Source organism: Hominimerdicola intestinalis (assembly GCF_054655215.1).
Window position 1 is genome coordinate 47,163 of record NZ_BAAHNZ010000012.1, and the last position, 24,207, is coordinate 71,369.

The window sequence follows — 24,207 nt, forward strand, 5'->3', positions numbered from 1 at the left end:
TGCTATAATTTATTTACTGCATAAGCGGAGGTGACTTTTACGGACAGTGAAAAATTTGAAACGGCGCTCAGAAAGGTCATAAATTCTGAAAGAAACAGAAACGGTATAGGTACTCTCGGAGAAAAAACTTTGCACGCCGTTCTTAAAAACTACTATGAACCGCATACCGAGAACCATGAAATAAAAATAGGAGGCTTTGTTGCGGATATTGTAGGTGAAAACGGAGTTATAGAAATACAGACCCGAAATTTTTCAAAGCTTACAAAAAAGCTGGAGCGGTTTCTGGAATTCTGCAATGTAACTGTTGTTTATCCTATCACTGCCGTTAAATACCTTTCATGGCTCGACACTGAAACCGGAGAGATCTGCGGCAGAAGAAAATCCCCCAAAAAAGGCGGGATATACGATGTAATTCCTGAGCTATACAGGATAAAATATACTCTCGACAATCCGCGAATGAACCTTTGCCTGTGTTTGCTTGAAGTTGAAGAGATAAGATACCTCAACGGCTGGTCAAAGGACAGGAAAAAGGGTTCGTCACGCTGCGACAGGATCCCGCTGAGGATCACCGATGAAATATATATACGCAGTCCTTATGACTACGGGATATTTCTTCCCGAAACGCTGCCGCAGGATTTTACTTCATACGACCTAGCGGATAACGCCGGAATAAGCCGTTCTGCTGCTCAGACTGCTCTTAATATTTTTACATACCTGAATATAGTAGAACGCTGCGGAAAATCCGGCAATAATATTATATACAAAAGAAATGACAGCTATTATTCAAAATTTACATTTGAAAGCTTTACAACTCCCTAAGATATGAGTTATAATTAAGTATTATGAAAACTGTTCCGAAAGGATTCTGATATAAATGAAGCAAAAAAATAAAATATGTTTCTTAACGGCGCTTATGTTAATGATAAGCGTTCTTTCTCCGTATTCGGTATCGGCATTTAATTTCACTCCCACCTCCGGTGTAGACGAAAAAGGCGATCCGGTACCTTTGTCTTTATATTCCGAATCGGTATATATGATAAATCTGGACACAGGCGATGTTATAGTTGATATAAACGGAGAAGAAGAACGTGCTCCCGCCTCACTTACAAAAATAATGACCGCCGCTGTTCTGCTTGACGAATTCAAGGGCAGTGAGAAAAAAATGAAAGCGTCTTACGTTTCTGCCGGAAGCGAAGCCTTTGATGAGCTTTACGGAACGGGAGCCTCTACCGCTGATATTCAGCCTAATGAAAAAGTAAATTATTACGACCTTCTAGCTGCATTGATGATACCTTCGTCTTGTGAGGCGGCAAATATTATAGCTATAAACCTGGGAGGCTCCATAAGCGGCTTCTGCGATCTTATGAATCAGAAGGCTGAAAAGCTGGGACTGAAAAATACTCACTTTTCAAACGCACACGGACTTTTCGTAGCTCAGAACTACTCAAGCTGCAAGGATATTGCATCACTATGCAAATACCTTCTTGACAAATATGATGTTTTTAAGGATATTGTTGCAATGCCAAGCTATCAGATGGAATCCACAAAATATCATTCCGTCGGCTCGACTATCGTTAATACAAACTATATGCTTTCATCTACATCTGATTATTACTACCCGTATGTAAAAGGAATAAAAACCGGATCTCTTGACGCCGCAGGACGCTGCCTTGCTTCATATGCAAGCTATGACGGATACAATTATCTAACCGTTACTATGGGCGCTCCAATGGAAAAGCTTGAAGCCGACATAAAAAAAGGCGATAAAGATCCTGAATCTTTTTATGCGGACGACGTTATTTATTACAATATGCTGGATCATTCTGCACTGTACGAATGGGCTTTTAACTCTCTCGCTTCAACCGATTTTATAAACCCTAACAGCGAAGTTACCGAGGCCACGGTCGAGTTCGGAGACAATGCTGATTATGTCAACCTAAAGCCTGCCGCAGGATATACTCAGCTATGGCCGAAAGGCATTTCTACCGATGATGTAGAAAGGAAGGTTATCGTTAAGAGCAACATAGTAGCTCCGGTAGAGCCCGGCGATATTCTCGGCGAAATGAAGCTTATATACAACGGTGAAGAAATAGCGTCTATTGATCTTGTAGCGACATCTAAAGTTGAACGTTCCGCCTCCGCAGAGAAGCTTGAAATAGCTAAAGCTTTTCCTAAGTCCTCAGAGTTCAAGTATGCCGTATATGCAGTCATTATGCTTTTTGTAGTTTACACAATAGGCTATTTTATCTGCATACAGTTTAAATACATGAAAAAATAAAAAAACAGGCTGCTCTGCGCATAAAAACGCAGCAGCCTGTTTTTATTATTCAGTCTTGTCATTTCTCTCTAAATACTCAGCTTCCGAAGCCGCCTCGTTTACCTCATCGGCTGACGGTATAATGATCTTTTCAAGCTGTTCTGGAGTCAGAGGAGTTTTCTTTTCATGCTTAGGCGAGTACAGCTTATCGGGATTTTCAATATAATAATCAGTAGAAACAGGCATTTTCTTTTTCTTTAGCCTTGATTCAACACTTACTCTTGTAAGACTGTATATAAGAGCAAAGGTAGGTACTGCCATTATCATTCCTACAAAACCGAACAAGCCTCCTCCCACAAACAGCGAGATCATTACCCAGAACGCAGGAAGTCCCGTTGAATCGCCTAGTATCTTTGGACCTAGAATATTTCCGTCAAATTGCTGAAGAATAAAGATAAACAGCAGCAGCCATATGGTTTTTCTCGGTTCTACAAGCAGAATAAGCAGGCCCGACGGTATCGCTCCTATAAAAGGTCCGAAAAACGGTATTATATTTGTTACCCCGACAATAACGCTGATAAGAACGTTATAAGGCATATCTATAATAGTAAGTCCTATAAAGCAAAGTATTCCGATGATAAGCGAATCTATTATCTTTCCGCTGAGAAAGCCGGAAAAAACATCGTTTGCCTGAGAACCAAGTCTGAGCGTCTTTTCACAGAATGGCTTTTTAAATACCGCAAACAACAGCTTCTTGGTCTGAGCAATAAGCGTTTCCTTTGAAAACAATAGATAAACCGATACAATAAAGCCAAGCAGAAAATTTTTCACAAGCGTTACGAAGCCCCATGCTCCGGATAGAATATTTTCAAGCATAGGCTGTATTTTAGTTAGATCAGTACCGAATTCGACAAGCTTATTGGAAATAAAGCTTTCAACCTCGGGATAATTTTTCAGAAGCTTATTTATCCATTTCTGAGTATTTGTTACAAATCCCGAAAAATTATTGACGATCTCATTAAAGCTATTGATAAATTCCGGTACAATAACCGCTATAATTCCTGCAACGATCCCGAGAAAAACGATCGAAGAAACGGTAATAGACAAACAGCGCAGCGGTTTTTTTCTTGAAGGATTCTTGATTATCTTTTTATTAAACAGCTTCTCAAGCCTTACCATTATAGGATTCATAAGAAATGCTATAACAAGTCCCCATATCAAGGGCATAAGAACTCCGACAAGCGCCGAAAGAATTCTCAGAATAGTGCCGAACTTAAAAATTGCAACAACGATCAGTACATTCACCGCTATGACCAGTATAGCGTACAGCGCGATTGTGTTATACCTTTTATTGGTATAAAGCTTCATAAATATTTCCTTTCATAAATAATTTCATATTAATTTCTATAAAAATATTATACACTATAAGCATTAACATTGCAACAGCTTTTTAACCTTAAAAATTAAAAAACTGCCTAGGAATTATTGTTTACACTTTTTTAATATTCAGCTATTGACAAATCTTTTCCGGAAGAATATAATATATAGTAATTTAAAGTTAATATCTTAAATCCGTTGAGCAAAAGTAAGTAGCTTGTATGGAATGTTTCAGAGAGCTGATGTATGGTGTGAATCAGTACATGAAATTCAGGTGAATGGGTTTGTGAGGAGCAGTGTGAAATCTTTACAGAAAGTATCACTCGCCGCGTGTTCCTGCGTTAGTGTGACTGGGTATTGATTTCCAGGCTTATTGCCGAGAATGCGTACTTGTGAGCCGGCGTTTATAATCGTCGGGAAATTGGGTGGCACCACGGTTCTATCGTCCCATAGCGTTAAGCTATTGTGACGGCAGGACTTTTTTTATTGCATTTTTTCGGGCAGAATAAAACTGATAATCTTCCCTATCATTCGTCACAAATAAATTTTCAGGAGGTTTTTATTATGTATCCGTCAATTGAACAGGTAAAAGATTTATTAAAAGACTACAAAACAGTACCGGTTTTTTATGAGCTTCTCGTAGATTCCTTTACTCCCGTTCAGCTTTTCAATTGTCTGCACGAAAGCTATGAAAACTGTTTTATTCTTGAATCGGTTGACAGCAAGGATCAATGGGGAAGATATTCATATATCGGAATCAATCCCAAAGTGCGGTATACGCTTAAAGACCATACAGCTGTTATCAAAGAGCAGGGAAAAGAACCTGTAAGCATAAGCACTGACGACCCTATCAGTTTCTTTTCAGATATTATAGAACAGCATAAAGCTCCTAAATTCAACGGCAGACCTAAGCTGACCGGAGGACTTATAGGATACTTCGCTTATGATATGGTGAGATATTTTGAAAAAACACTGGCTGAACCGCCTGCTGATGATCTGAATATGCCCGATGCCGATATGCATTTGTTCGATGAGCTTGTCGCTTATGACCATCTAAGCAATAAAGCTGTTATTATACTGAATATAAACGCTTCCGATGATCTTGAAGAAAAGTATGCATCATGCGAAAGGCGCAAAGATGAAATTATCGGGGTTCTGCACAGCTTTCAGCCGAAGCCCGTCAGTATCAGTTCGGATAATGTAAATATCAATATCAGATCAAATATTTCAAAAGAAGTTTATCTAAAAAACGTTGAAAGATCCAAAGAATATATCAGAAACGGAGACATTTTTCAGATAGTTCCGTCTCAGCGTTTTGAAATTGACAACCCTCCCGACAGCTTTGACGTATACAGAATGCTTCGTTCCACCAATCCGTCTCCGTATCTTTACTATTTCAGCAGCAAGGAGTACTCGATTGCAGGAGCGTCACCGGAAATGCTTGTTTCTGTCAACGACAGAACAGTAATAACCCGTCCCATTGCCGGAACGATAAAACGCGGTGAAACAATGGAAGAAGACATCAGAAATGAAGCCGCACTCATCAGCGATCCAAAGGAACGCGCTGAACACACGATGCTGGTAGATCTCGGACGAAACGACATTGGTAAGGTTTCAGAGTTCGGTTCAGTAAATGTAACGGATTATATGATAGTAGAGCGGTATTCAAAAGTAATGCATCTTGTTTCAAACGTAAAGGGAACGCTCAGGAAAGACAAAAAACCACTGGACGCTCTTATGGCTCTGCTTCCCGCAGGAACGCTTTCAGGTGCTCCTAAGGTAAGAGCTATGGAAATTATCGACGAGCTGGAAACAGTAAGGCGCGGACTTTACGGAGGAACGGTAGGATATCTTGCGTTCGACGGCAGTATTGATACCTGTATTGCAATAAGAACCGTACTTTTCAGAAACGGAAAAGCTTATGTTCAGGCAGGAGGAGGAGTAGTTGCAGACAGCATATCGGAAAATGAATATGAAGAGTCAGTCAATAAAGCGAAAGCCGTTATAAACGCCATTGAAGAAGCAGCAAAATTATGATGAGATATTTCTAGTATGAATAAAGAAATTATTTTAACAGGCGACAGACCGACAGGAGCGCTTCACCTAGGGCATTACGTAGGCTCGCTAAAAAAACGAATCCAAATGCAGAATACCGGAAATTATCAGCCTTTTGTAATGATAGCCGACTTGCAGGCGCTTACCGACAACGCTGATAATCCTGAAAAAATCAGACAGAACATTCTTGAGGTAACGCTTGATTATCTTGCAGTCGGTCTTGATCCGGCTGTTACAGCTATTTTTGTTCAATCTCATGTCCCTGCCCTCTACGAGCTGCCCATGTACTATTCAAATCTTGTTACATTAGCCAGACTTGAAAGAAACCCTACTATAAAGAATGAAATAAAGCTGAGAAATTTTGAAAGAGATCTTCCCGTCGGCTTTATGACCTATCCTATCAGCCAAGCTGCGGACATTACCGCTTTTAAGGCAAAATACGTTCCTGTAGGAGACGATCAGCTTCCTATGCTGGAGCAGACAAGAGAAATTGTTTCAAGCTTTAACAGAATTTATAAATGTGATGTTCTGGTAGAACCTGAAGCGGTTCTTCCGGACAGCGAAAGCTGCAGCAGACTGCCCGGTACTGACGGAAATACAAAAATGAGTAAATCACTTGGCAATTGTATTTTTCTTAAAGATGATGAAAACACTGTTAGTCAAAAAATCATGGATATGTATACAGATCCTTTGCATATAGGCGTAAACGATCCGGGACACACTGAAAATAATCCCGTATTCAGCTACCTGGACGCTTTCTGCACAGATGAGGTTTTCGCAGAGTATATGCCCGAATATCAGAATCTTTCTGAAATGAAGGAACATTACCGCCGCGGAGGTCTCGGCGATATAAAATGCAAGAAACTCCTTAATAATGTAATGCAGGAATTTCTAGCTCCTATCAGAAAACGAAGGCAGGATTATGAAAAGAATAAAACATATCTGCTGGAAATTCTTAAAAAAGGTACAGATCACGCAATTGAGATTTCGAGCCGGACTGTTTCGGAAATAAGAGCCGCAATCGGTATTGACTATTTCACCGACAAATCCTTTACCGATAAATTTGTAAAATAAAATAAACAGGAGGACGCAGCAATGATCTTATTAATTGACAACTACGACAGCTTTACCTACAATCTATATCAGGCAGTCGGCGTATTATATCATGATATAAAAGTAGTGCGTAACGATGAAATAACATTAAGTGAAATTGAGCAAATGGATCCGCAGGCTATAATTATTTCCCCCGGCCCATGCTATCCGGCTCAGGCAGGTATCTCAGTAAAAGCAATCAGGAAATTCAGCGGAAAGATCCCGATCTTAGGCGTTTGTCTTGGACATCAGGCTATAGCTGAAGCCTTCGGAGGAAAAATCATTCATGCAAAAGAACCTCTCCACGGCAAGCAGACTGATATAAAGATCAATACCTCCGCCCCACTGTTTACAGGGCTACCGGAGGAGATCACAGCCGCAAGATACCATTCGCTTATCGTAGACAGCGTAACTCTTCCCTCCTGTCTTTCGGTCATAGCCGCCGATGATAATTCGCAGATAATGGCGCTGCGGCATAGGGATCATCCTACCTACGGAGTTCAGTTTCATCCTGAGTCTATTTTAACAGATGCCGGTGAAAGCATTATCTCAAACTTTCTAAATAATATTGCCGGAATAAAGACAAATTTATCAAAAGCGCCCTCAATACCTGCGGCTAAAAGAACCGAGCTTAAAGACTGTCTGAAAAAGGTCGTTGACGGACAATCGCTTACCGAAGACGAGGCTTACAAGGCTATGGATATAATTATGAGCGACCGGGCAACCGAAGCGCAGATAGCTACTCTTCTTACGGCAATGCGTATGAGAGGGGAAACTATAGAGGAAATCACCGGCTTTGCAAAGGTAATGCGTCAGAAAATGGCGGTAGTCAGCCCCGATACTCCTGTATTGGACATCGTAGGAACAGGAGGAGATCTTTCAAACAGCTTCAATATTTCTACAACTGCTTCCTTTGTAATAGCAGGAGCAGGACAGAAGGTAGCTAAACACGGCAACAGAAGCGTTTCCTCAAAAAGCGGAGCCGCAGACGTTCTCGAAGCGCTCGGAGTAAAAATAACGTCTACTCCAGCCAAAGCCGAAGCCTGTCTGAACGAAGTAGGCTTGTCGTTTCTTTTCGCTCAGAGCTACCATTCTGCAATGCGTTTCGTAGGGCCTGTAAGAGGACAGATAGGAGTAAGAACGGTATTCAATATACTTGGACCTCTTGCAAATCCGGCAAAAGCAGATTACATGGTTCTGGGAGTATACGACCCTTCACTGCTTGAAACAATGGCAAAGGTTCTGATGAATTTGGGAATAAAACGTGCGTTGCTTATTTACGGAAATGACAATCTTGATGAATTTTCAATTTCCGCCCCAACTACCGTATGCGAAGTAAAGGAAGGAAAAATCATAAAATATGAAATATCTCCTACAGACTTCGGTCTAAGGATCGGCAGCAAAGCTTCGATAGTAGGCGGAAACGCAATGGAAAACGCCAAAATCACCCTTGGAATACTAAGCGGAGCGATCAAGGATTCAAGAAGAGATATAGTTCTCCTCAACGCAGGAGCTGCGCTCTATGTCTGCGGAGCTGCCGAAACGATCGGAGAAGGAATCGAAAAATCCAGAGAATCTGTTGAAAGCGGAAGGGCGCTTGATAAACTGCACGAGCTTGCAGCGTTTACAAACCGAGCCTGAACGGAAGGAGCCGATAATGATACTCGACGATATAATTATAAAAAGAAAAATACAGCTTGAGCAAGAAAAAAGCAGAATTTCCCCCGACGAGATGAAAAAACTTGCCGAACGCTCGGAAATGCCTGTTATCTCGTTTTCAAAAGCATTAAAAAAAGACAGACTGGCGGTTATATGCGAAGTGAAGAAAGCAAGTCCCTCAAAAGGTATCATAAAATCTGATTTTGATCCGGTATATACAGCTGCGGAATATGAAAAAGCGGGAGCTGACGCTATCTCATGTCTTACAGAGGAATCCTACTTCAAAGGCTCGTCTGAATATCTGAGTAAAATACGCAGCACAGTAAAGCTGCCGATCCTGCGTAAGGATTTCATATTCGACAGCTACCAGATATACGAGGCGAAATATATAGGAGCGAACGCTGTACTGCTTATTGCCGCAGTCCTCTCATCAGCTGAGATCGACTATCTTAATAAGCTTGCTTTATCACTTGGCCTTGAATGTCTAGCAGAGGTTCATAACGAGGAGGAGCTTGATAAAATTTCCTGCATGAATATCAATATTATTGGAATAAACAACAGAAATCTGAAAACTTTTAAGGTTGATTTAAATACTACAGAAAGACTTAAAGAAAAGGTCTCATCTGAAAAAATACTTGTTTCGGAAAGCGGAATAAAAACCAATTCCGATATGAAGCTTGTACGCTCTCTTGGTGCGGACGCCGTTCTTGTAGGAGAAACGCTTATGCGAAGCGGTAATATAAGCAAGACCCTGACTTCTCTGAGGGAGGGCGTTTAAATGGTAAAAATCAAAGTCTGCGGTATGCGCAGGGCTGATGATATACATTATATCAACAGATACCGTCCCGATTACGCAGGCTTCATTCTTTCAGACGGCTTTAAAAGAACAGTAGAATTTGGTGCATTCTGTAAACTTGAAAGCTGTCTTGATCGGGATATAAAGCGTGTAGGCGTTTTTGTTAATGAACCGCCTGAAAATATATTGAAATATTACTCAGATATGCTTGATATTATACAGCTTCACGGTGACGAGGACCGCTCATATATTTCAAAGCTTTCCGAAAGCTGTAGCTGCGAGATATGGAAAGCGGTAAGAGTGCGGACATCAGCTGAAATTGAAGCCGCCTGCGAGCTTCCCGTATGCAAGCTGGTAATAGACAGCTACTCACAGTCAGCTTACGGAGGAACAGGACAACGTGTGGATGCTGAAATTATCAAGAATGCGAAAATCACAAAGCCGTTCTTTCTAGCCGGAGGTCTTAGCCCGAAAAATATTATTCAGGCTGTTGACGATATTCAGCCTTACGGAGTAGATTTTTCAAGCTCCGTAGAAACTGACGGATATAAAGACGAAGAAAAAATAAAAAAGATATTTGAACAGCTTAAAAAATTAAATGAAAGAGGGATATAAATGAGTAAGATCGGAAGATTCGGCGAATACGGAGGACAGTATGTACCGGAAACCGTTATGAACGCCGTACACGAACTGGAAGCCGCCTACAGCAAATACAAAAACGACCCGGAATTTATCAGGGAGCTTAAAACGCTTTACAGAGATTATGCCGGCAGGCCGTCTATGCTGTATTATGCCGACAAGATGACAAGGGATCTTGGAGGAGCAAAAATTTATATAAAGCGGGAGGATCTGAACCACACCGGCTCTCATAAAATAAACAATGTTTTGGGACAGATCCTGCTTGCCAAAAAGATGGGTAAAAAGCGTATTATTGCAGAAACCGGAGCAGGACAGCACGGCGTTGCAACGGCAACCGTCTGCGCTTTATTCGGACTAGAATGTGAGATCTATATGGGCTCTGAGGATACAAGGCGTCAGTCGCTCAATGTTTACAGAATGAATCTGCTGGGGGCAAAGGTCCATGCTGTAGACAGCGGTACGGCAACATTGAAGGACGCCATAAACGAAGCTTTCAGAGATTGGTGTACAAACGTTGAAACCACCTTTTACTGTATAGGCTCGGTAATGGGACCTCATCCATACCCTGAAATGGTAAGGGATTTTCAGAAGATCATTTCTGAAGAGATCAAAGCTCAGATAACCGAAAAGGAAGGCAGACTTCCCGACTGTGTTGTAGCCTGCGTAGGCGGCGGCTCAAATGCAATGGGAGCTTTTTATAATTTTATTGAGGATAAGCAGGTACGTCTGGTCGGAGCGGAAGCGGCAGGCAGAGGCGTAGATACAGGTCTTCACGCCGCAACTATGGCTAAAGGAACAACAGGAATCTTCCATGGAATGAAATCGCTGTTTCTTCAGAACGAATACGGTCAGATCGACCCCGTATACTCGATTTCAGCAGGGCTGGATTATCCAGGAGTAGGCCCTGAACACGCTTATCTGAGATCTGTCGGACGCGCTGAATATGTAAGCATTACCGATGAGGAAGCTGTCTGCGCATTTGAATACCTGTCCAAAACCGAGGGTATTATACCTGCAATTGAATCGTCCCACGCAGTAGCCGCTGCTTTGAAAATTGCTCCGAAAATGAACAGAGATCAGATATTAGTAATTAATCTTTCAGGAAGAGGCGATAAGGACGTATATTCCGTCGCCCGCTACAGGGAGGTAGAAATAAATGAAGAATAGAATAGACATATGCTTTGAGCAGCTTAAAAAAGATAATAAAAAAGCACTTATAACATTTATAACAGCAGGCGATCCGGACATGGAAACTACCGAAAGATGCGTTCTTTCTATGTTTGAAAACGGCTCGGATATAGTTGAACTGGGAGTTCCGTTTTCTGATCCGATAGCCGAGGGTCCGACTATTCAGAAAGCCAGTATGCGTTCGCTGGAAAACGGAACTACGCTGGATAAGATATTTGATACCGTTAGATCCATACGAAAGAAAACAGATAAGCCGATACTTCTTATGATGTATGTAAATACTATTTTCAGATACGGTACTGAAAGGTTTTTCAGGCTTTGCTCGGACTGTGAGATCGACGGAGTAATAGTACCCGACCTGCCTTTTGAAGAACGGGGGGAAATTATGCCTTATGCCGATAAATACGGCATATATTCTATAAATCTTGTCGCGCCTACCTCTCATGAAAGAGTAAAAATGATAGCAAAGGAGTCGAAGGGATTTCTTTATATCGTATCCTCTCTCGGAGTTACCGGAAAGAGAAACGAGTTTTCCACTGATTTCAGCGAGCTTACAGCGCCTCTGCAAAGTTCCGAAATAACCTGCCCTGCTTGTATAGGCTTCGGAATATCGAACGCCGAACAGGCTGAGCATATATCTTCCTACTGCGACGGCGTGATAGTAGGAAGCGCTGTAGTAGATGTGGCTGCGGAATACGGCAAAGAATCACCAGAAAAGGTAGGAGAGCTGATCAAAGCTCTGAAGTCAAAAATAGCATGATACTTAAAATAAAAAATCCGTTTGACGAAGTAATGTCAAACGGATTTTTTTATAACAGATATATTATGAAATTCCCAGGAAGTCAAGATACTGCTTATCAGGCATATTTGAAACCGAGCCTTCCTTCAGTTCTCCGCCGTCCGCAAGTCGGTACTGTACTATAAGCTCCTTTTTGCCTGAATCATTAGTTCTTACAGACCAGCCGACATCAGGAATTATTCCTCTTATGCCTTTATTGGTAATAGTTTTTCTTATGCCCTTCTGTTTAAGAGTAAAAAATTTAAGTTCAATATCCTCACCGTAAGGCTCAACATAAATCTTGACCGCACCCTTATCGCTGTCCTGCACGTCTACAAGATAAAATTTATATTTTCCGTCGGGCGAAATAGCGTTTTTCTCATCAGTTACTTCCGCTAGCTTTTCTGCCTGATCGCTGTACCTGCTGTAAACCTTTCCGGAAGGATCTATATTCATATCCAGTACGGTTTCAACGGAAGAACCTCCGAAAAGCATATTCAGCACAAAATAAGCAACAAGTCCGAGTACATAAAGCAGAAGATATATAGTTCCCATAATTACCTTTACATTTTCGTTATTGCCTGCTGCAAAAAACATTACAATAGCAACAATAAAAGGCGGAATTATCAGCACCCATATGCCCATATTGAACAGTATCATAAAAAACACTACCGGAAGCATAAGCACGCTCAGAAGCTTAGTGATAGGCTGATTTCTAGTATAAAGCATAAGAATAAGGAATACAAGACTTGCGAAGGTATAAATCAGAAAAAAAGATGCCTGCATTCCTTCCGCAAATTCAAGCTTATAGAGAAAGGTTGCATATGTCAGCAGCACTATTACAGCAAAATACGCTACATTGAAAATTGAAACACAGCGTTTCACCCATATATTAGACAGAACGTCCTTCATCTGAAAATCCTCCTAGATATATCTCCGTTTTTTGCTTCGGACTTTTTCAGTCCTTACACATATAAATAATTTTATACTATTCTGATCGAAAAATCAAGCGGTTTTAGCCTTATCCGCCATTTTCTATATATATTGGACTTTACCGCTGAGATACAGCAGTATTTTTGTACAATTTTACGATCTCAGTTGAGAATAAGCTCTTCTCCGCCGGTTAATCCGCTGAGGATCTCAACTCTTTCTCCGTCCTCTATTCCAAGCTCAACATCCTGCTCAACCTTAACTCCGTCTATAAGCAGATTTACAAAGGTTCTCTCCCCGATTGTCTTAACGGCTTTTTTGGAAACTACGACAGTATCAAGCCTCGAATAAACGTCAAAGCAGACCTGTATTTCTCCGAAATCAAAAAGCTCTCCGTCTTCATCGGGAGTTATAACATAAATATATGTGGAATATTCACCGTTTTCGTTGCGGATTATATCCGTAACTGTGCCGCCGCACGAATTAGCTCCCTGTTCAAGCAGTACCTTAGTGCCGAAATTTACGTTATTAAGCGGATTATCATATATCTCACAGCAAAGATATTCCTGTGATCTGTCGGCGGCAAAACCAAAAATCTGCCCCTTATTAACATATGAATATACGTTAAGCTCCTGCCTGCGGTCATCGCCTGTCATAATATTAAATACTCCGTCGCAGGGAGCGTATACGTTATAGTCGTCGAGAGAGGATACAAGATGGTCGTATTCAAGCTGCTGTATTTCCAGATCTATCTGAGCAAACTTTATTTCATCAGCTGAACCGCCGTTTGTCCTCAGGGTTTCAAGGGTTTTCTCTGCCTGTTTTAGATATACCTCTTTTTCCTCTATCTGCTCCTGAAGATCGTCAGTATTCAAAGCGCAAAGCAGATCTCCTTTTTTTACCTCGGTGTCTGTTTCGACATTCAATGTTTCGATCTGTCCGCTCGCTTTGAACGACACAAATTCATAGTACGGGTATCCGTAGCTGCCTTTCTGGTAATACTTTTCAGATATATCGGATACTTCAGCTCTTTCGGTCTTATATGTTACGTCCTTGGTTTCAAGTATCGGAACTGCGATCTCTTCTTTCTCTCCGCTTTTTCCGCAGGATGAGAAGGCTGTCGCCGTTAATACAGCGGCAAATAAAATCAAAAGCTTTTTCATAAAAAACTCCAATCAAAATACACAATACAAAATGCGTTCTATTTTATTTTATCATTTTTTCTGAAAAAGTGCAAGGAACTTGATCTTATATTGTATACCTGCACAACAATACACACAAATATTTAGACATATTAACTATTACAGATCCAAAAAACGCGCAATAATCTCATTGGACACCAAAAAGCCCTCAGGAGTGAGATATATCCGTTCCCCATTGAATATACACAACCCGTGCTTTTCTAGAACGCCTGCCTGTTCTGCCGCTTTATACGCAATATTATTTCCTCCAAGCTCCGCTATCCTGCTTATAAGTACGCCCCTTTTCAGTCTAAGTCCGAGCATAATGTATTCCTCAAGCTTATTCGGAGATTCTTCGGTGATTTCCTTTGACTGCTGCCTGCTTTCAATAAATGATTCTATATCGTCAGGACACTTATACCTCTTTCCGCAGAAAAAAGAATGTGACGCAGGTCCGATACCTATATATTCCTCTCCCTGCCAGTATTTAAGATTATGACGGCTTTCCATTCCCGGCTTTGCAAAATTTGAGATCTCATACTGCATAAATCCTCTGTCTTCAAGAATATTAATCATATTAAGATACATATCGCTCATAAGCTCGTCATCGGCAGCTGAGTTTTTGACTTCAGCGCAGTTATACGGCGTATTCTCTTCTATTTTCAGCATATAAGCAGAAATATGGGATACAGGCAGACTGCTTATACGCTCTACGCTGTATCTAAGAGAATCAAGCGACTGTCCGCACAGTCCCAGCATTATATCACAGGATATATTGTTATACCCGGCTTTGACTGCACCGTTAACAGCTATACAGGCTCTTTCAAAGGTATGAAGCCGACCCAAGCCTTTAAGCTCTGAATCGTCCGCCGACTGCACTCCGAAGGACAGCCTGTTTACTCCGGCTGAACGGTAATCATAAAGCTTTTCATAATAAGAAGAGGACGGATTGCACTCTATTGTAATTTCAGGATTCAACAGATTAAAACTTTTATCCGCAGCACTTAAAATGCTGTTTATCTGCTCCGCAGTAAGAAGGGACGGTGTTCCTCCTCCGAAATAAATCGTATCAGCGCTCAGACAGTATTCCGCATAACTTTCAATATTCCGCAGAACAGCGTTTACATATGCATTTGCAGCTTCCGCACTCCACCTGACCGAATAAAAATCGCAGTAAGGACATTTTCTAAGACAAAACGGAACGTGAATATAAATACCCGTCATTTGCTTTCTTCGCCGTCTTTAAAAGCGTCCTCTATATACAAAGCCGCCTTTTCACTGTTGCCGCGTATATGTCTTACGGCCGCGCATACACCGTACTTGGCAAAGCAAACAGCAAACATTCCCAGAAGTATAAGAGCCGCATAAAGTACGAACCACATCTGTTCTTCAAGACCAAGCTGAAAGTAGACGGAACGGCTTCCTATAAAGCTTACCGCTGCTGGATGTATTATTACATAGCAGATAAGTCCCAGTATTCCGCTGTAGGCAAGACAGGCAGCGATCCCTACGGCTGCTGCTCTGAATTTCAGCATTGAGAACTTTATCCCTGCAAATACTGACCAGCATATCAGCAGCAAAACCGCAAAAGTCCTGGAAGCGTTTGCGTATACCTCATAAATCAACGGAAGCAGAACAGCTCCGCCAAGTCCGAATATAAGCGAGTATTTCATTGATTTCGGCAAATCGTTCATATTGAGTCCTTTCTTTATCTTCTGTTATAAAAATATGTCTGAGCAAATTATAAGAACAGCAATAAGCAAAGGGCAGGAAATAATTCCGGCGGCTACTGCGGCTGCGGCGTTTTTATCATATACACAGTGTTTTCTGGTACAAAGATACAAAGTTGATTCCCTGCCGGCTCTGTAAAGCCTGCCGCGCATTATTACCTCGCATGGGAACGCATTGGGATATTCTTGTCCGTCCACAAGATAAAAAGCAGCGTCAAAGCGGTTCTTTTCTTCCTTTGCAATACGCAGAAACACCCCTTTGCTGCGCTTTGACGTAAGTATATTATAAAGGCTGAAAATAAAAAACAATGTCATGGCTGCGGTTATGATAAACAAGGCCGCAAGCAGGATCTCAGATAAAACTTTCAGACTTACTCCAAGACACAGACAAAGAACCAATATTACTGCGGCGGCAACAGCAATTTCCATAAATATCTCCTTTTATATCTGCGGCGTTCAGCGTATATGTTTTCTTATCCAAGCGCCATTATTCTTTTTGTATTTCACCGCACAGAAAACTCCTCCGAAAAGTACAAGACCCAGCAAGTCAACCGCAATACTTCTGAAGACCTCGATATGATAGCTATTGTAAAGATAATATACTATCTGCCAGTAAGCCTGCGACATATCAGGAGCAAATACTCTGTCGATCCAGAAATATAATACTGCCGCACCTATTCCTGCCGATAAGAAATAATACATCACATGACGTGCAAATTCAGTCGCATTATTTGCAGCAAAGCTGAAAAAGAAAATAAGCTCATAAACGACCCACAGACCGTATTTTACATAGGTATTAAAATAATATGCGGTTTCAGTGCTTGCACAGTAAAAATAAGCGTACCAGCAGCCGCAAAAATATAAAGCGGTAACCAGAACTGCCCAGAGCGGAGCAAGCTTATGAAATAAATTCTTGTTTTTCAAAAGCAAAGCCATTTTTTACTCCTATCTAACATCTATTAAAGTTTTCCGCTGTCAAACAGGCATAAAGGAAAGCAAGATCAGAGATGAAGAAAATACCGTCCAAAAGATCAAAGCTGTCTTTCTCAGAAAGCTTTCAAAAAAAGACGGATACACTTTTTCCTTATCACCGCCTTTGAGCCTGGTAATAAAACTTTTCCAGGAGAATGTTCTATAAAGAAAACCCTTAAACACAACCGATATTATGATAAGAAGATCTAAAGCAGACAGATAAAGACTATTTACTATATCAGCCTTTTTGATCAAAGTAGAAACGATCAGGTAAAGTATACTCTGAACTGCAAGTATCAGGCACAATACAAGCTCTGCTCTGTCAGGCGAAAGATCTACGGCACGACTGCTCATTCTTTTTAGATTTCTTTTTAACTTCTTATACGTAACATTATCATCGGATTCTAATATGCACCCGCAGTCGGGGCATATGTACTTTGTTTCTGCAAAGATCCCTTCACATTTGGGACAAATTTTCATTTTCATATCTGTTTCCCCTATGCAGGATTATTTACTATTCTGACAATTAATCGTCAAGCTTCAGCACCGACATAAACGCCTCCTGCGGAACTTCGACAGAACCTAATTGGCGCATTCTCTTTTTGCCCTCTTTCTGCTTTTCAAGCAGCTTCTTTTTTCTGGTAATATCTCCTCCGTAACACTTTGCAAGCACGTCCTTACGCATTGCCTTTACGGTTTCTCTGGCAATTACTTTTCCTCCGATCGCCGCCTGTATAGGCACTTCAAATAGCTGTCTCGGGATATTTTCTTTCAGCTTCTCGGCAATTCTTCTTCCTCTGGCATATGCCTTATCAACATGAACAATAAAGGAAAGTGCGTCTACGACCTCGCCGTTAAGAAGAATATCCAGCTTAACGAGCTTGCTGGGCGAATAGCCTTTCATTTCATAATCGAAAGAAGCGTAACCCTTCGTACGGGATTTCAGTGCGTCAAAAAAGTCATAAACTATCTCATTCAGCGGCAGCTCATAATGCAGCTCTACACGGGTTTCATCAAGATAGGTCATATTTTTGAAAACTCCCCGCCTGTCTTGACAAAGCTCCATAATATTTCCCACAAACTCCGAGGGGGTAAGAATATCGGCTTTTACCATAGGCTCCTCCGCAGAAGCGATAAGCGCAGGATCGGGATAATTGGTAGGATTATCTATATAAACAGTGCTGCCGTCGGTAAGATTTACCTTATAAATAACCGACGGAGCGGTAGTAATAAGGTCAAGATTATATTCTCTTTCAAGCCGTTCCTGAATTATCTCCATATGAAGCAGTCCAAGAAAGCCGCAGCGGAAGCCGAAACCGAGAGCAACTGACGTTTCAGGCTCATATGACAGCGACGCATCGTTAAGCATAAGCTTTTCAAGGGCGTCCCTAAGATCGGGATACTTTGCTCCGTCCGCAGGATATATTCCGGAATAAACCATAGGATTTACTTTTTTATAGCCTGCAAGCGGCTCAGAGCAGGGGCAGTCGGCATTCGTTACGGTATCACCGACCTGAGTATCTCCTATATACTTTATCGAAGCGGCAATATAGCCTACCTCGCCGGCATGAAGTTCTCCAACAGGAACCAGGTCGGTAGCGCCCATATAGCCTATCTCAGTAGTCTGGAACTCTGCGCCTGTCGCAATAAGCTTAATTTTATCGCCAACCCTAACGTGACCTTCTTTTACTCTTACAAAAATAATTACGCCTTTATAGGAATCGTAATAGCTGTCAAAGATAAGCGCTTTAAGCGGAGAGGATTCACTGCCCTTAGGGCATGGAATATCCTTGATTACCCTCTCTAAAACCTCATGAATATTGATTCCCATTTTTGCGGAAACTCTCGGCGCATCCATAGCAGGAATACCGATCACATTTTCGACCTCGGCACAGACCCTTTCAGGATCGGCTGACGGAAGATCGATCTTATTAACGACCGGAACGACCTCAAGATCATGTTCTATAGCAAGATATGTGTTTGCAAGCGTCTGAGCCTCTATTCCCTGAGAAGCGTCCACGACAAGCACCGCCCCCTCGCATGCGGCAAGAGAACGAGATACCTCATAGTTAAAGTCAACATGACCAGGGGTATCTATCAGATTAAACACATAGTCTTCACCGTTATCGGCATGATAATTCAGACGGACAGCACGAGCCTTTATAGTAATTCCGCGTTCGCGCTCAATATCCATATTATCAAGCAGCTGATTTTCCATATCGCGCAGAGCTACAGTTTCGGTCTGTTCCAATATTCTGTCGGCAAGCGTGGATTTTCCGTGGTCTATATGGGCTATTATACAGAAATTTCTGATATTTTTCTCATTCATTTATTGTATTTCCTCTCTGAGATAAGTATACTATTCCATTATAGTTTATTATAGCATGGAATGAATTGAAAGTCAAATTCTGCTGACGTATTTTATGTTCCGCGGAGGAATAACTTCTTAAGTCTTTTCAGCAGTTGACAATACCCTTAATATATAGTATAATTAAATAAGTATATGTCGAATTTTATATATTGGGTGATAGGTTATGATAAAGGATATTCAGCAGCTGATCATTGAGCTGAAAAGGGAAAAGGATATTTGTATTCTGGCGCACAGCTATCAGGCACGGGAGATAGTCGAAATCGCAGATTTTACAGGAGATTCATATAAGCTCAGCGTTGACGCTTCAAAGGTCAAAAATAAGAATATTTTATTCTGCGGAGTTCATTTTATGGCTGAAACAGCTAAAATGCTTTCTCCGGACAAAAGGGTCTTTCTTGCGAATCCTATGGCAGGCTGTCCTATGGCGGAGCAGATGGAACCTGAAATGATAAAAGCGATCAAAAAACGAGAGCCTGACAGAAAAGTAGTCGCATATATAAATACGACCGCAAGGTTAAAAGCCGTATGCGACGTTTGCGTAACATCCTCGTCGGCTGTAAAGATAGTAAAGGCTATGGACGCAGAAAAAATTCTGTTTATACCCGACTGCAACCTAGGAGCGTTCGTTCAGAAAAATGTACCTGAAAAGGATATAAAGCTTTTGCAGGGCGGCTGTCCTGTCCACGCTGCAGTAGATCCAAGTGAAGTAACGGAAGCCAGACGTCTGCACCCTGATGCACTTGTGCTGGTTCACCCGGAATGCGTTCCCGCAGTTTCGGAGCAGGCTGATTATGTCGGCTCTACCGCCGGAATAATGAGCTTTGCCAAAAATTCAGAAGCAAAGGAATTTATAATAGGAACAGAGATAAGTATTGCGGAGCATTTACAGTATGAATGTCCGGAAAAGAAATTTTATATTCTTTCCAAAAAAATTCTCTGTCCCAACATGAAGCTTACGACGCTAATGGACGTTTACAATTCATGCTTAGGAATCGGCGGCGGAGATGCATTTGAAATACTTATGACAGCTGAAGAAATTGCAGAATCAAGAGTATGTATCGACGAAATGCTCAGATTAGGAGAATGATATTCAAATATTCTCGGCTGACAGATACGTCTGTATCAGCAAATCAACGGAAAAATAGGGCGGTAGCAATTCTTTGCTTCCGCCCTTCTCCATATATAATCATATTTCTGCTGCTGATGTTTATATTTAAAACTATTTCTGAACGTTGAGGAATACTGAAAATACAGTGCCCCTTCCCTTCTGCGACTCAACTCTTATCGTTCCGCCGCAAAGCTCTACTATTCTTTTAACAACAGGAAGTCCCAGACCGTTGCCCTCTGAAGCATGAGCGGAATCTCCCTGATAAAACCGTTCAAATATATGATTGATAGTGTTTTCGTCCATACCTTCGCCGCAGTCACATATATCTATCCGTATTTTATTATCTTTTACAGAAGTACGTACTGTAATTGTGGTATTTTGAGGACTGAATTTAATTGAATTATTCAAAATATTGACCCAGACCTGAGAAAGCATTTCCTGATTGCCGTTGTAAAGAACAGGCTCAAGTTCTATATCAAACTCAATATTTTTCTTTGACCACTGTTTTTCGAGCAGAAGAATACAGCTTCGTATCTGTTCGTCAAGGTAAAAATCCGCAGTATCGGTTATAAACTGCTGATTTTCAAATTTGTTCAAAAGAAGTATATTTGAAGAAAGATTTGTAAGACGCTTTGATTCGGAAATTATTATATCTATGTATTCCCGCTTTTTATCCTCCGAAAGGCTGTCCTTTTTAAGCTGTTTTGCAAACCCCTGAATTGAAACTATCGGAGTCTTGAACTCATGGGAAAAGCTGTTTATGAAGTCCTCACGGAACATTTCGATACCGTTCAGCTCCTCGACCATGCAGTTAAAGCTTTTTACCAGCTCGTCTATTTCTCCGTAGGTTTCCTTTCTTGAAACCCGAACGGAAAAATCGCCGCTTTCAACCTTTTTCATCGCCTTCTGCATATCGTTAATAGGCTTAAGTATTGAGCGTGTTGCAAATACTGATAGAAAAGTGCCTATCACAACGCTGACGCAGAGCGCTATAAACATCATCACCAGCGGCGCCTCGAATCTATTGGGAAAATGCCCGAAATGCCTGAAAAGAATTACTGAAATAAAGGTCAGTATACCCGCAATTATCATTATAGAAAATACAAGCAGTACAGCGCAGAAATTGATAGAGCGGTGCTTTTTGAACAGCAGCCTGTCTACAGAGCGTTTATTCACCTGTTTTCACCGCCTTATAACCCAATCCTCTGACGGTAACTATCTCAAAATCGCAGTTGTCTTTAAATCGCTCCCTAAGCCGATTAACGTGTACGTCTACCGTTCTTTCGTCGGTATCAGACGCCATATCCCATATCTCGTCCATAAGCTGACGTCTTGTGAATATTTTATTTGGGTATGAAAGAAGCTTATATATAAGCATAAATTCCTTTAAAGGCAGCTCTGTTTTCTGCGCGCCGTGTATAACTGTCAGAGTATCGTAATCAAAAACGGTATCTCCAGCGGTTACTTTATGGTCGTTTGCAATCTGCGATCTTCTCAGCAGCGCAGATATTCTCAGCAGCATTTCTTCCTCGTCGACAGGCTTTACCATATAATCGTCCGTACCGATTATAAAGCCCTTCTTCTTGTCGCTGATAGCTTCCTTGGCGGTTACCATAAGTATCGGAATATTGCAGTCCGCACTTCTCAGCTGTTTAGTAAGCTCGTAGCCGTCCATTCTTGGCATCATTATATCCATTATGATAAGATCAATATGCTTTTCGTCCATTATTTCAAGCGCTTCAATGCCGTCCTTCGCCAAAACAGCTTTATAGCCGTTCTCCTCCAGAACGTCCGCTGTAAGCCTGCGTGTATTATTGTCGTCCTCAACTACCATAACAGTAAACATAAAAATTCCGCCTTTCGGTTTACTTATTACAGAATAGCATACAATTATGAACTCTGTGTAAACCGAACGACGGAATTACATACCGGAAGTATTATTTATTGCTGTTAGGGTCAATGAAATTAATAGGATCTATCCACTCGCCGTTTCTTTTCAGCCCGAAATGAAGATGAGAAACCTCAGCCGCCTCTATCTGTGCGGTATCGCCTATCGCTCCTATAACCTGTCCCGATTCTACCTTATCGCCCTCTTCTACTGTTACGGCTGAAGATAGGTTATAGTAATGACCTATAATACCGTCGCCGTGATCGATCGTAACGCAGTTGCCCCATAGAGGGTCATCCCATATCTTAGTTACCTCTCCTCTGTTCATAGACTTTACCTGAGTACCGGTATCAGAAGCAATATCAACGCCGTCATGAGTTTTCCATACGCCGAGGGTTTTTGATTTAACAAGCTCGCCGTTGCTGAAAGGATTGATAACTTCTCCGTTGACGGGCATAACGTTGGGCTGAGTTGACAAAAGCTCCTGCATTTCGTCACTCATTGAACTGCTGTCATCTTTTTCAACGCCGCTCTGCTTCTTATCCGCCTGCTGCTCCTTCTGAACGATACTGGTATCCGGAATAGAGAATGTCAGGTTATCGTTTATTTTGGTCACGGCCTTGTTGTAAGCGGCAATTCCCGCTCCGCCTACTGCGAGAATACACGCTCCCAAAGTAATGTACATTCCCTTGCCGCCCATAACTCTGTGCAGCTTAGTATTTTTGAACTTTTTCATAACGCCATTCCTTTCATAATTAAGCTTATGCAATAATTCTGCCGATTTTTATGGCTCGGAGGTGTGTCCAAGCACGGTACATAATGCCATCGGAAGCATTAGTCCTTTGCCATTATTGTTGACATAAAATTCTTTCTTATGCATTCAGCAGATATTTTTTAAGTCTGTTTTTTAATAGGCTTGCATTCAAAATTCAACAGTGTAAAATTATATGATTAGTTGTAGAACCATACAGCAAAACACACTAAAATGTAAAAACAATTTTGTTGGTAATGCATATTGGAGTGTTAGATCAAATATGGTATAATATAATAGTATTATTGTCTTTATCTGATACAGCATCTGCTTAATTTAATAATAGTTTCAGATCATCAACGAAAGGATTGGTAATATATGAGCGTTACTATAAAAGATGTTGCCCGTGAAGCCGGAGTTTCCGTTGCTACCGTTTCCAGAGTGCTCAACGGAAGTACAAACGTTTCCGAGAACTCGACAAGACTTGTAAAAGACACGATCGAAAGACTCAATTATTCGCCTAATTTTCTCGGCAGAAATCTCAGGAAATGCGCTACAAACGTTATACTTGTAATTATGCCGACATCGGACCACTCCCTTTATATGAAGATAGTTGCGGGAATGCAGAATTACGCCAATAAAGTAGGATATGATATAATTACGACCGCATCTAACTCTACATCTCAGGTTGAAATGAGACAAATGAATATGCTGTTTAACCGAACGGTAGACGGAGTAGTGCTTCTCGGAACATCATATAATGCCGAAACGCTGAACAGACTTGCAGAAAATTACGATGTCGCTCTCTGCTGTGAGGGAGTGGAAGGCGCAAACGTTCTTACAGTTACCGTTAACGATGAACAGGCAGGCTATGACGCCGTCCGAGCATTGATAAGAAAGGGTCACAGAAAAATTGCATTTATCGGAACAGAAGATTCTGCCGTTTCATCATCACAGAGGGAATCCGGTTATCTGAGAGCGCTGAACGAATATAACATACCTGTAAATCCTAATTATATATATAAAGGAACTTACGATTTCTGGCACGGCGGTATTGCAATGGAGCAGTTTGCCGCACTGAAGGAAAGACCTACTGCCGTATTTGCAGTTTCTGATATACTTGCTATGAACGCTATAAGAAAAGCCTGTGAGCTTGGTCTGACAGTAGGCAAGGATATTTCCGTAATGGGCTTTGACAATATTTCAATGTGCGAAATGATGAATCCTACCGTATCGACCGTTGAACAGCCTTGTGCAAAAATGGGTGAACTTGTTGTTCAGAAGCTTATAGATAATTTTGCTTCTTCAAATAAGGATAACAGATATTATACAGTAGAACATAAAGTAATACTTCGCGAATCAACAGGCGATCAATAAAAGATAAAAAATAAAAATTTCGGGGGCATTTATTTACTAAACCGACGCTGAATTTCGG

The 24,207-nt window shown here is 41.3% G+C and carries 23 protein-coding genes and 1 other annotated feature; of the genes, 11 read left to right on the forward strand and 12 right to left on the reverse strand.

Annotated elements, in window-relative coordinates; all coding sequences use genetic code 11:
- The first annotated feature begins 30 nt into the window (after nt 1-30).
- On the forward strand, nt 31-819 hold the full coding sequence (locus ACYQ0H_RS10375; protein WP_459812766.1) for a DUF8091 domain-containing protein: 789 nt from the start codon (nt 31-33) through the stop codon (nt 817-819).
- A 55-nt stretch (nt 820-874) separates the two neighbouring features.
- Nucleotides 875-2,278: a D-alanyl-D-alanine carboxypeptidase family protein gene (locus ACYQ0H_RS10380; protein WP_459812767.1), complete on the forward strand. Its 1,404-nt coding sequence runs from the start codon at nt 875-877 to the stop codon at nt 2,276-2,278.
- 45 nt (nt 2,279-2,323) lie between these two features.
- Here ACYQ0H_RS10380 and ACYQ0H_RS10385 read toward each other — a convergent pair whose 3' ends face one another.
- Nucleotides 2,324-3,625 (reverse strand): AI-2E family transporter, encoded by a 1,302-nt coding sequence (locus ACYQ0H_RS10385; RefSeq protein ID WP_459812768.1) that lies wholly within the window; start codon nt 3,623-3,625, stop codon nt 2,324-2,326.
- A 198-nt stretch (nt 3,626-3,823) separates the two neighbouring features.
- Nucleotides 3,824-4,087, forward strand: a binding site (T-box leader).
- Nucleotides 4,088-4,198: 111 nt separating this feature from the next.
- Between ACYQ0H_RS10385 and trpE the strand changes: the two genes are divergently transcribed.
- The 7 genes from trpE to trpA are packed head-to-tail and all read left to right on the forward strand — an operon-like array spanning nt 4,199 to nt 11,823.
- Entirely contained in the window at nt 4,199-5,671 is a 1,473-nt protein-coding gene (trpE, locus tag ACYQ0H_RS10390; RefSeq protein ID WP_459812769.1) for an anthranilate synthase component I, read from the forward strand.
- A 15-nt stretch (nt 5,672-5,686) separates the two neighbouring features.
- Nucleotides 5,687-6,763, forward strand: coding sequence for a tryptophan--tRNA ligase (gene trpS / locus ACYQ0H_RS10395; RefSeq protein ID WP_459812770.1), 1,077 nt, complete (start codon nt 5,687-5,689; stop codon nt 6,761-6,763).
- Between the two features lie 21 nt (nt 6,764-6,784).
- The gene (locus ACYQ0H_RS10400; RefSeq protein WP_459812771.1) at nt 6,785-8,422 is read left to right on the forward strand and encodes a bifunctional anthranilate synthase component II/anthranilate phosphoribosyltransferase; all 1,638 of its coding nucleotides are present in this window, start codon (nt 6,785-6,787) and stop codon (nt 8,420-8,422) included.
- Nucleotides 8,423-8,438: 16 nt separating this feature from the next.
- Nucleotides 8,439-9,218 (forward strand): indole-3-glycerol phosphate synthase TrpC, encoded by a 780-nt coding sequence (trpC, locus tag ACYQ0H_RS10405; protein WP_459812772.1) that lies wholly within the window; start codon nt 8,439-8,441, stop codon nt 9,216-9,218.
- On the forward strand, nt 9,219-9,851 hold the full coding sequence (locus ACYQ0H_RS10410) for a phosphoribosylanthranilate isomerase (RefSeq protein ID WP_459812773.1): 633 nt from the start codon (nt 9,219-9,221) through the stop codon (nt 9,849-9,851). It begins immediately after the preceding gene.
- Nucleotides 9,852-11,042 carry a tryptophan synthase subunit beta gene (trpB, locus tag ACYQ0H_RS10415; RefSeq protein ID WP_459812774.1) on the forward strand — a complete coding sequence of 397 codons (1,191 nt, stop codon included), beginning with the start codon at nt 9,852-9,854 and terminating at the stop codon, nt 11,040-11,042.
- A complete protein-coding gene (gene trpA, locus ACYQ0H_RS10420) occupies nt 11,032-11,823 on the forward strand; it encodes a tryptophan synthase subunit alpha (RefSeq protein ID WP_459812775.1) in 792 nt (263 codons plus the stop codon). The genes trpB and trpA overlap by 11 nt, the downstream gene beginning before the upstream one ends.
- Nucleotides 11,824-11,886: 63 nt before the next feature.
- Here trpA and ACYQ0H_RS10425 read toward each other — a convergent pair whose 3' ends face one another.
- From ACYQ0H_RS10425 to lepA, 8 genes are all read right to left on the reverse strand, one after another.
- The gene (locus ACYQ0H_RS10425; RefSeq protein WP_459812776.1) at nt 11,887-12,753 is read right to left on the reverse strand and encodes a hypothetical protein; all 867 of its coding nucleotides are present in this window, start codon (nt 12,751-12,753) and stop codon (nt 11,887-11,889) included.
- A 182-nt stretch (nt 12,754-12,935) separates the two neighbouring features.
- The gene (locus ACYQ0H_RS10430) at nt 12,936-13,934 is read right to left on the reverse strand and encodes an efflux RND transporter periplasmic adaptor subunit (protein ID WP_459812777.1); all 999 of its coding nucleotides are present in this window, start codon (nt 13,932-13,934) and stop codon (nt 12,936-12,938) included.
- Nucleotides 13,935-14,072: 138 nt separating this feature from the next.
- Entirely contained in the window at nt 14,073-15,176 is a 1,104-nt protein-coding gene (gene hemW, locus ACYQ0H_RS10435) for a radical SAM family heme chaperone HemW (RefSeq protein WP_459812778.1), read from the reverse strand.
- Nucleotides 15,173-15,646, reverse strand: coding sequence for a hypothetical protein (locus ACYQ0H_RS10440; protein WP_459812779.1), 474 nt, complete (start codon nt 15,644-15,646; stop codon nt 15,173-15,175). The genes hemW and ACYQ0H_RS10440 overlap by 4 nt, the downstream gene beginning before the upstream one ends.
- 24 nt (nt 15,647-15,670) lie before the next feature.
- Nucleotides 15,671-16,111: a hypothetical protein gene (locus ACYQ0H_RS10445; protein ID WP_459812780.1), complete on the reverse strand. Its 441-nt coding sequence runs from the start codon at nt 16,109-16,111 to the stop codon at nt 15,671-15,673.
- 27 nt (nt 16,112-16,138) lie between these two features.
- Nucleotides 16,139-16,618: a hypothetical protein gene (locus tag ACYQ0H_RS10450; RefSeq protein ID WP_459812781.1), complete on the reverse strand. Its 480-nt coding sequence runs from the start codon at nt 16,616-16,618 to the stop codon at nt 16,139-16,141.
- 39 nt (nt 16,619-16,657) lie between these two features.
- The gene (locus ACYQ0H_RS10455; protein ID WP_459812782.1) at nt 16,658-17,140 is read right to left on the reverse strand and encodes a TFIIB-type zinc ribbon-containing protein; all 483 of its coding nucleotides are present in this window, start codon (nt 17,138-17,140) and stop codon (nt 16,658-16,660) included.
- Nucleotides 17,141-17,180: 40 nt separating this feature from the next.
- On the reverse strand, nt 17,181-18,983 hold the full coding sequence (lepA, locus tag ACYQ0H_RS10460) for a translation elongation factor 4 (RefSeq protein ID WP_459812783.1): 1,803 nt from the start codon (nt 18,981-18,983) through the stop codon (nt 17,181-17,183).
- Between the two features lie 205 nt (nt 18,984-19,188).
- Here lepA and nadA point away from each other — a divergent pair, with 205 nt between their 5' ends.
- Nucleotides 19,189-20,112: a quinolinate synthase NadA gene (gene nadA / locus ACYQ0H_RS10465; RefSeq protein ID WP_459812784.1), complete on the forward strand. Its 924-nt coding sequence runs from the start codon at nt 19,189-19,191 to the stop codon at nt 20,110-20,112.
- A 132-nt stretch (nt 20,113-20,244) separates the two neighbouring features.
- Here the strand turns inward: nadA and ACYQ0H_RS10470 are convergent, their stop codons facing one another.
- The 3 genes from ACYQ0H_RS10470 to ACYQ0H_RS10480 all read right to left on the reverse strand — a co-directional run bounded on the left by ACYQ0H_RS10470 (nt 20,245) and on the right by ACYQ0H_RS10480 (nt 22,757).
- On the reverse strand, nt 20,245-21,309 hold the full coding sequence (locus tag ACYQ0H_RS10470) for a HAMP domain-containing sensor histidine kinase (RefSeq protein ID WP_459812785.1): 1,065 nt from the start codon (nt 21,307-21,309) through the stop codon (nt 20,245-20,247).
- Nucleotides 21,302-21,979: a response regulator transcription factor gene (locus tag ACYQ0H_RS10475; RefSeq protein ID WP_459812786.1), complete on the reverse strand. Its 678-nt coding sequence runs from the start codon at nt 21,977-21,979 to the stop codon at nt 21,302-21,304. Before ACYQ0H_RS10475 ends, ACYQ0H_RS10470 begins: the two co-directional genes overlap by 8 nt.
- A gap of 91 nt (nt 21,980-22,070) precedes the next feature.
- Nucleotides 22,071-22,757: a peptidoglycan DD-metalloendopeptidase family protein gene (locus ACYQ0H_RS10480; RefSeq protein ID WP_459812787.1), complete on the reverse strand. Its 687-nt coding sequence runs from the start codon at nt 22,755-22,757 to the stop codon at nt 22,071-22,073.
- A gap of 393 nt (nt 22,758-23,150) precedes the next feature.
- Here ACYQ0H_RS10480 and ACYQ0H_RS10485 point away from each other — a divergent pair, with 393 nt between their 5' ends.
- On the forward strand, nt 23,151-24,149 hold the full coding sequence (locus ACYQ0H_RS10485; RefSeq protein ID WP_459812788.1) for a LacI family DNA-binding transcriptional regulator: 999 nt from the start codon (nt 23,151-23,153) through the stop codon (nt 24,147-24,149).
- Nucleotides 24,150-24,207 lie beyond the last annotated feature (58 nt).

Excerpts from the sequence above, each read along its gene's own strand:
- ACYQ0H_RS10445 (WP_459812780.1), bottom strand. The coding sequence starts at position 16,111 with ATGGAAATTGCTGTTGCCGCCGCAGTAATATTGGTTCTTTGTCTGTGT.
- ACYQ0H_RS10385 (WP_459812768.1), bottom strand. The coding sequence starts at position 3,625 with ATGAAGCTTTATACCAATAAAAGGTATAACACAATCGCGCTGTACGCT.
- trpB (WP_459812774.1), top strand. The coding sequence starts at position 9,852 with ATGAGTAAGATCGGAAGATTCGGCGAATACGGAGGACAGTATGTACCG.
- trpE (WP_459812769.1), top strand. The coding sequence starts at position 4,199 with ATGTATCCGTCAATTGAACAGGTAAAAGATTTATTAAAAGACTACAAA.
- lepA (WP_459812783.1), bottom strand. The coding sequence starts at position 18,983 with ATGAATGAGAAAAATATCAGAAATTTCTGTATAATAGCCCATATAGAC.
- ACYQ0H_RS10410 (WP_459812773.1), top strand. The coding sequence starts at position 9,219 with ATGGTAAAAATCAAAGTCTGCGGTATGCGCAGGGCTGATGATATACAT.
- hemW (WP_459812778.1), bottom strand. The coding sequence starts at position 15,176 with ATGACGGGTATTTATATTCACGTTCCGTTTTGTCTTAGAAAATGTCCT.
- trpC (WP_459812772.1), top strand. The coding sequence starts at position 8,439 with ATGATACTCGACGATATAATTATAAAAAGAAAAATACAGCTTGAGCAA.
- ACYQ0H_RS10450 (WP_459812781.1), bottom strand. The coding sequence starts at position 16,618 with ATGGCTTTGCTTTTGAAAAACAAGAATTTATTTCATAAGCTTGCTCCG.
- ACYQ0H_RS10425 (WP_459812776.1), bottom strand. The coding sequence starts at position 12,753 with ATGAAGGACGTTCTGTCTAATATATGGGTGAAACGCTGTGTTTCAATT.
- nadA (WP_459812784.1), top strand. The coding sequence starts at position 19,189 with ATGATAAAGGATATTCAGCAGCTGATCATTGAGCTGAAAAGGGAAAAG.
- ACYQ0H_RS10400 (WP_459812771.1), top strand. The coding sequence starts at position 6,785 with ATGATCTTATTAATTGACAACTACGACAGCTTTACCTACAATCTATAT.
- ACYQ0H_RS10480 (WP_459812787.1), bottom strand. The coding sequence starts at position 22,757 with ATGAAAAAGTTCAAAAATACTAAGCTGCACAGAGTTATGGGCGGCAAG.
- ACYQ0H_RS10485 (WP_459812788.1), top strand. The coding sequence starts at position 23,151 with ATGAGCGTTACTATAAAAGATGTTGCCCGTGAAGCCGGAGTTTCCGTT.
- ACYQ0H_RS10455 (WP_459812782.1), bottom strand. The coding sequence starts at position 17,140 with ATGAAAATGAAAATTTGTCCCAAATGTGAAGGGATCTTTGCAGAAACA.
- ACYQ0H_RS10475 (WP_459812786.1), bottom strand. The coding sequence starts at position 21,979 with ATGTTTACTGTTATGGTAGTTGAGGACGACAATAATACACGCAGGCTT.
- trpS (WP_459812770.1), top strand. The coding sequence starts at position 5,687 with ATGAATAAAGAAATTATTTTAACAGGCGACAGACCGACAGGAGCGCTT.
- ACYQ0H_RS10430 (WP_459812777.1), bottom strand. The coding sequence starts at position 13,934 with ATGAAAAAGCTTTTGATTTTATTTGCCGCTGTATTAACGGCGACAGCC.
- ACYQ0H_RS10440 (WP_459812779.1), bottom strand. The coding sequence starts at position 15,646 with ATGAACGATTTGCCGAAATCAATGAAATACTCGCTTATATTCGGACTT.
- trpA (WP_459812775.1), top strand. The coding sequence starts at position 11,032 with ATGAAGAATAGAATAGACATATGCTTTGAGCAGCTTAAAAAAGATAAT.
- ACYQ0H_RS10380 (WP_459812767.1), top strand. The coding sequence starts at position 875 with ATGAAGCAAAAAAATAAAATATGTTTCTTAACGGCGCTTATGTTAATG.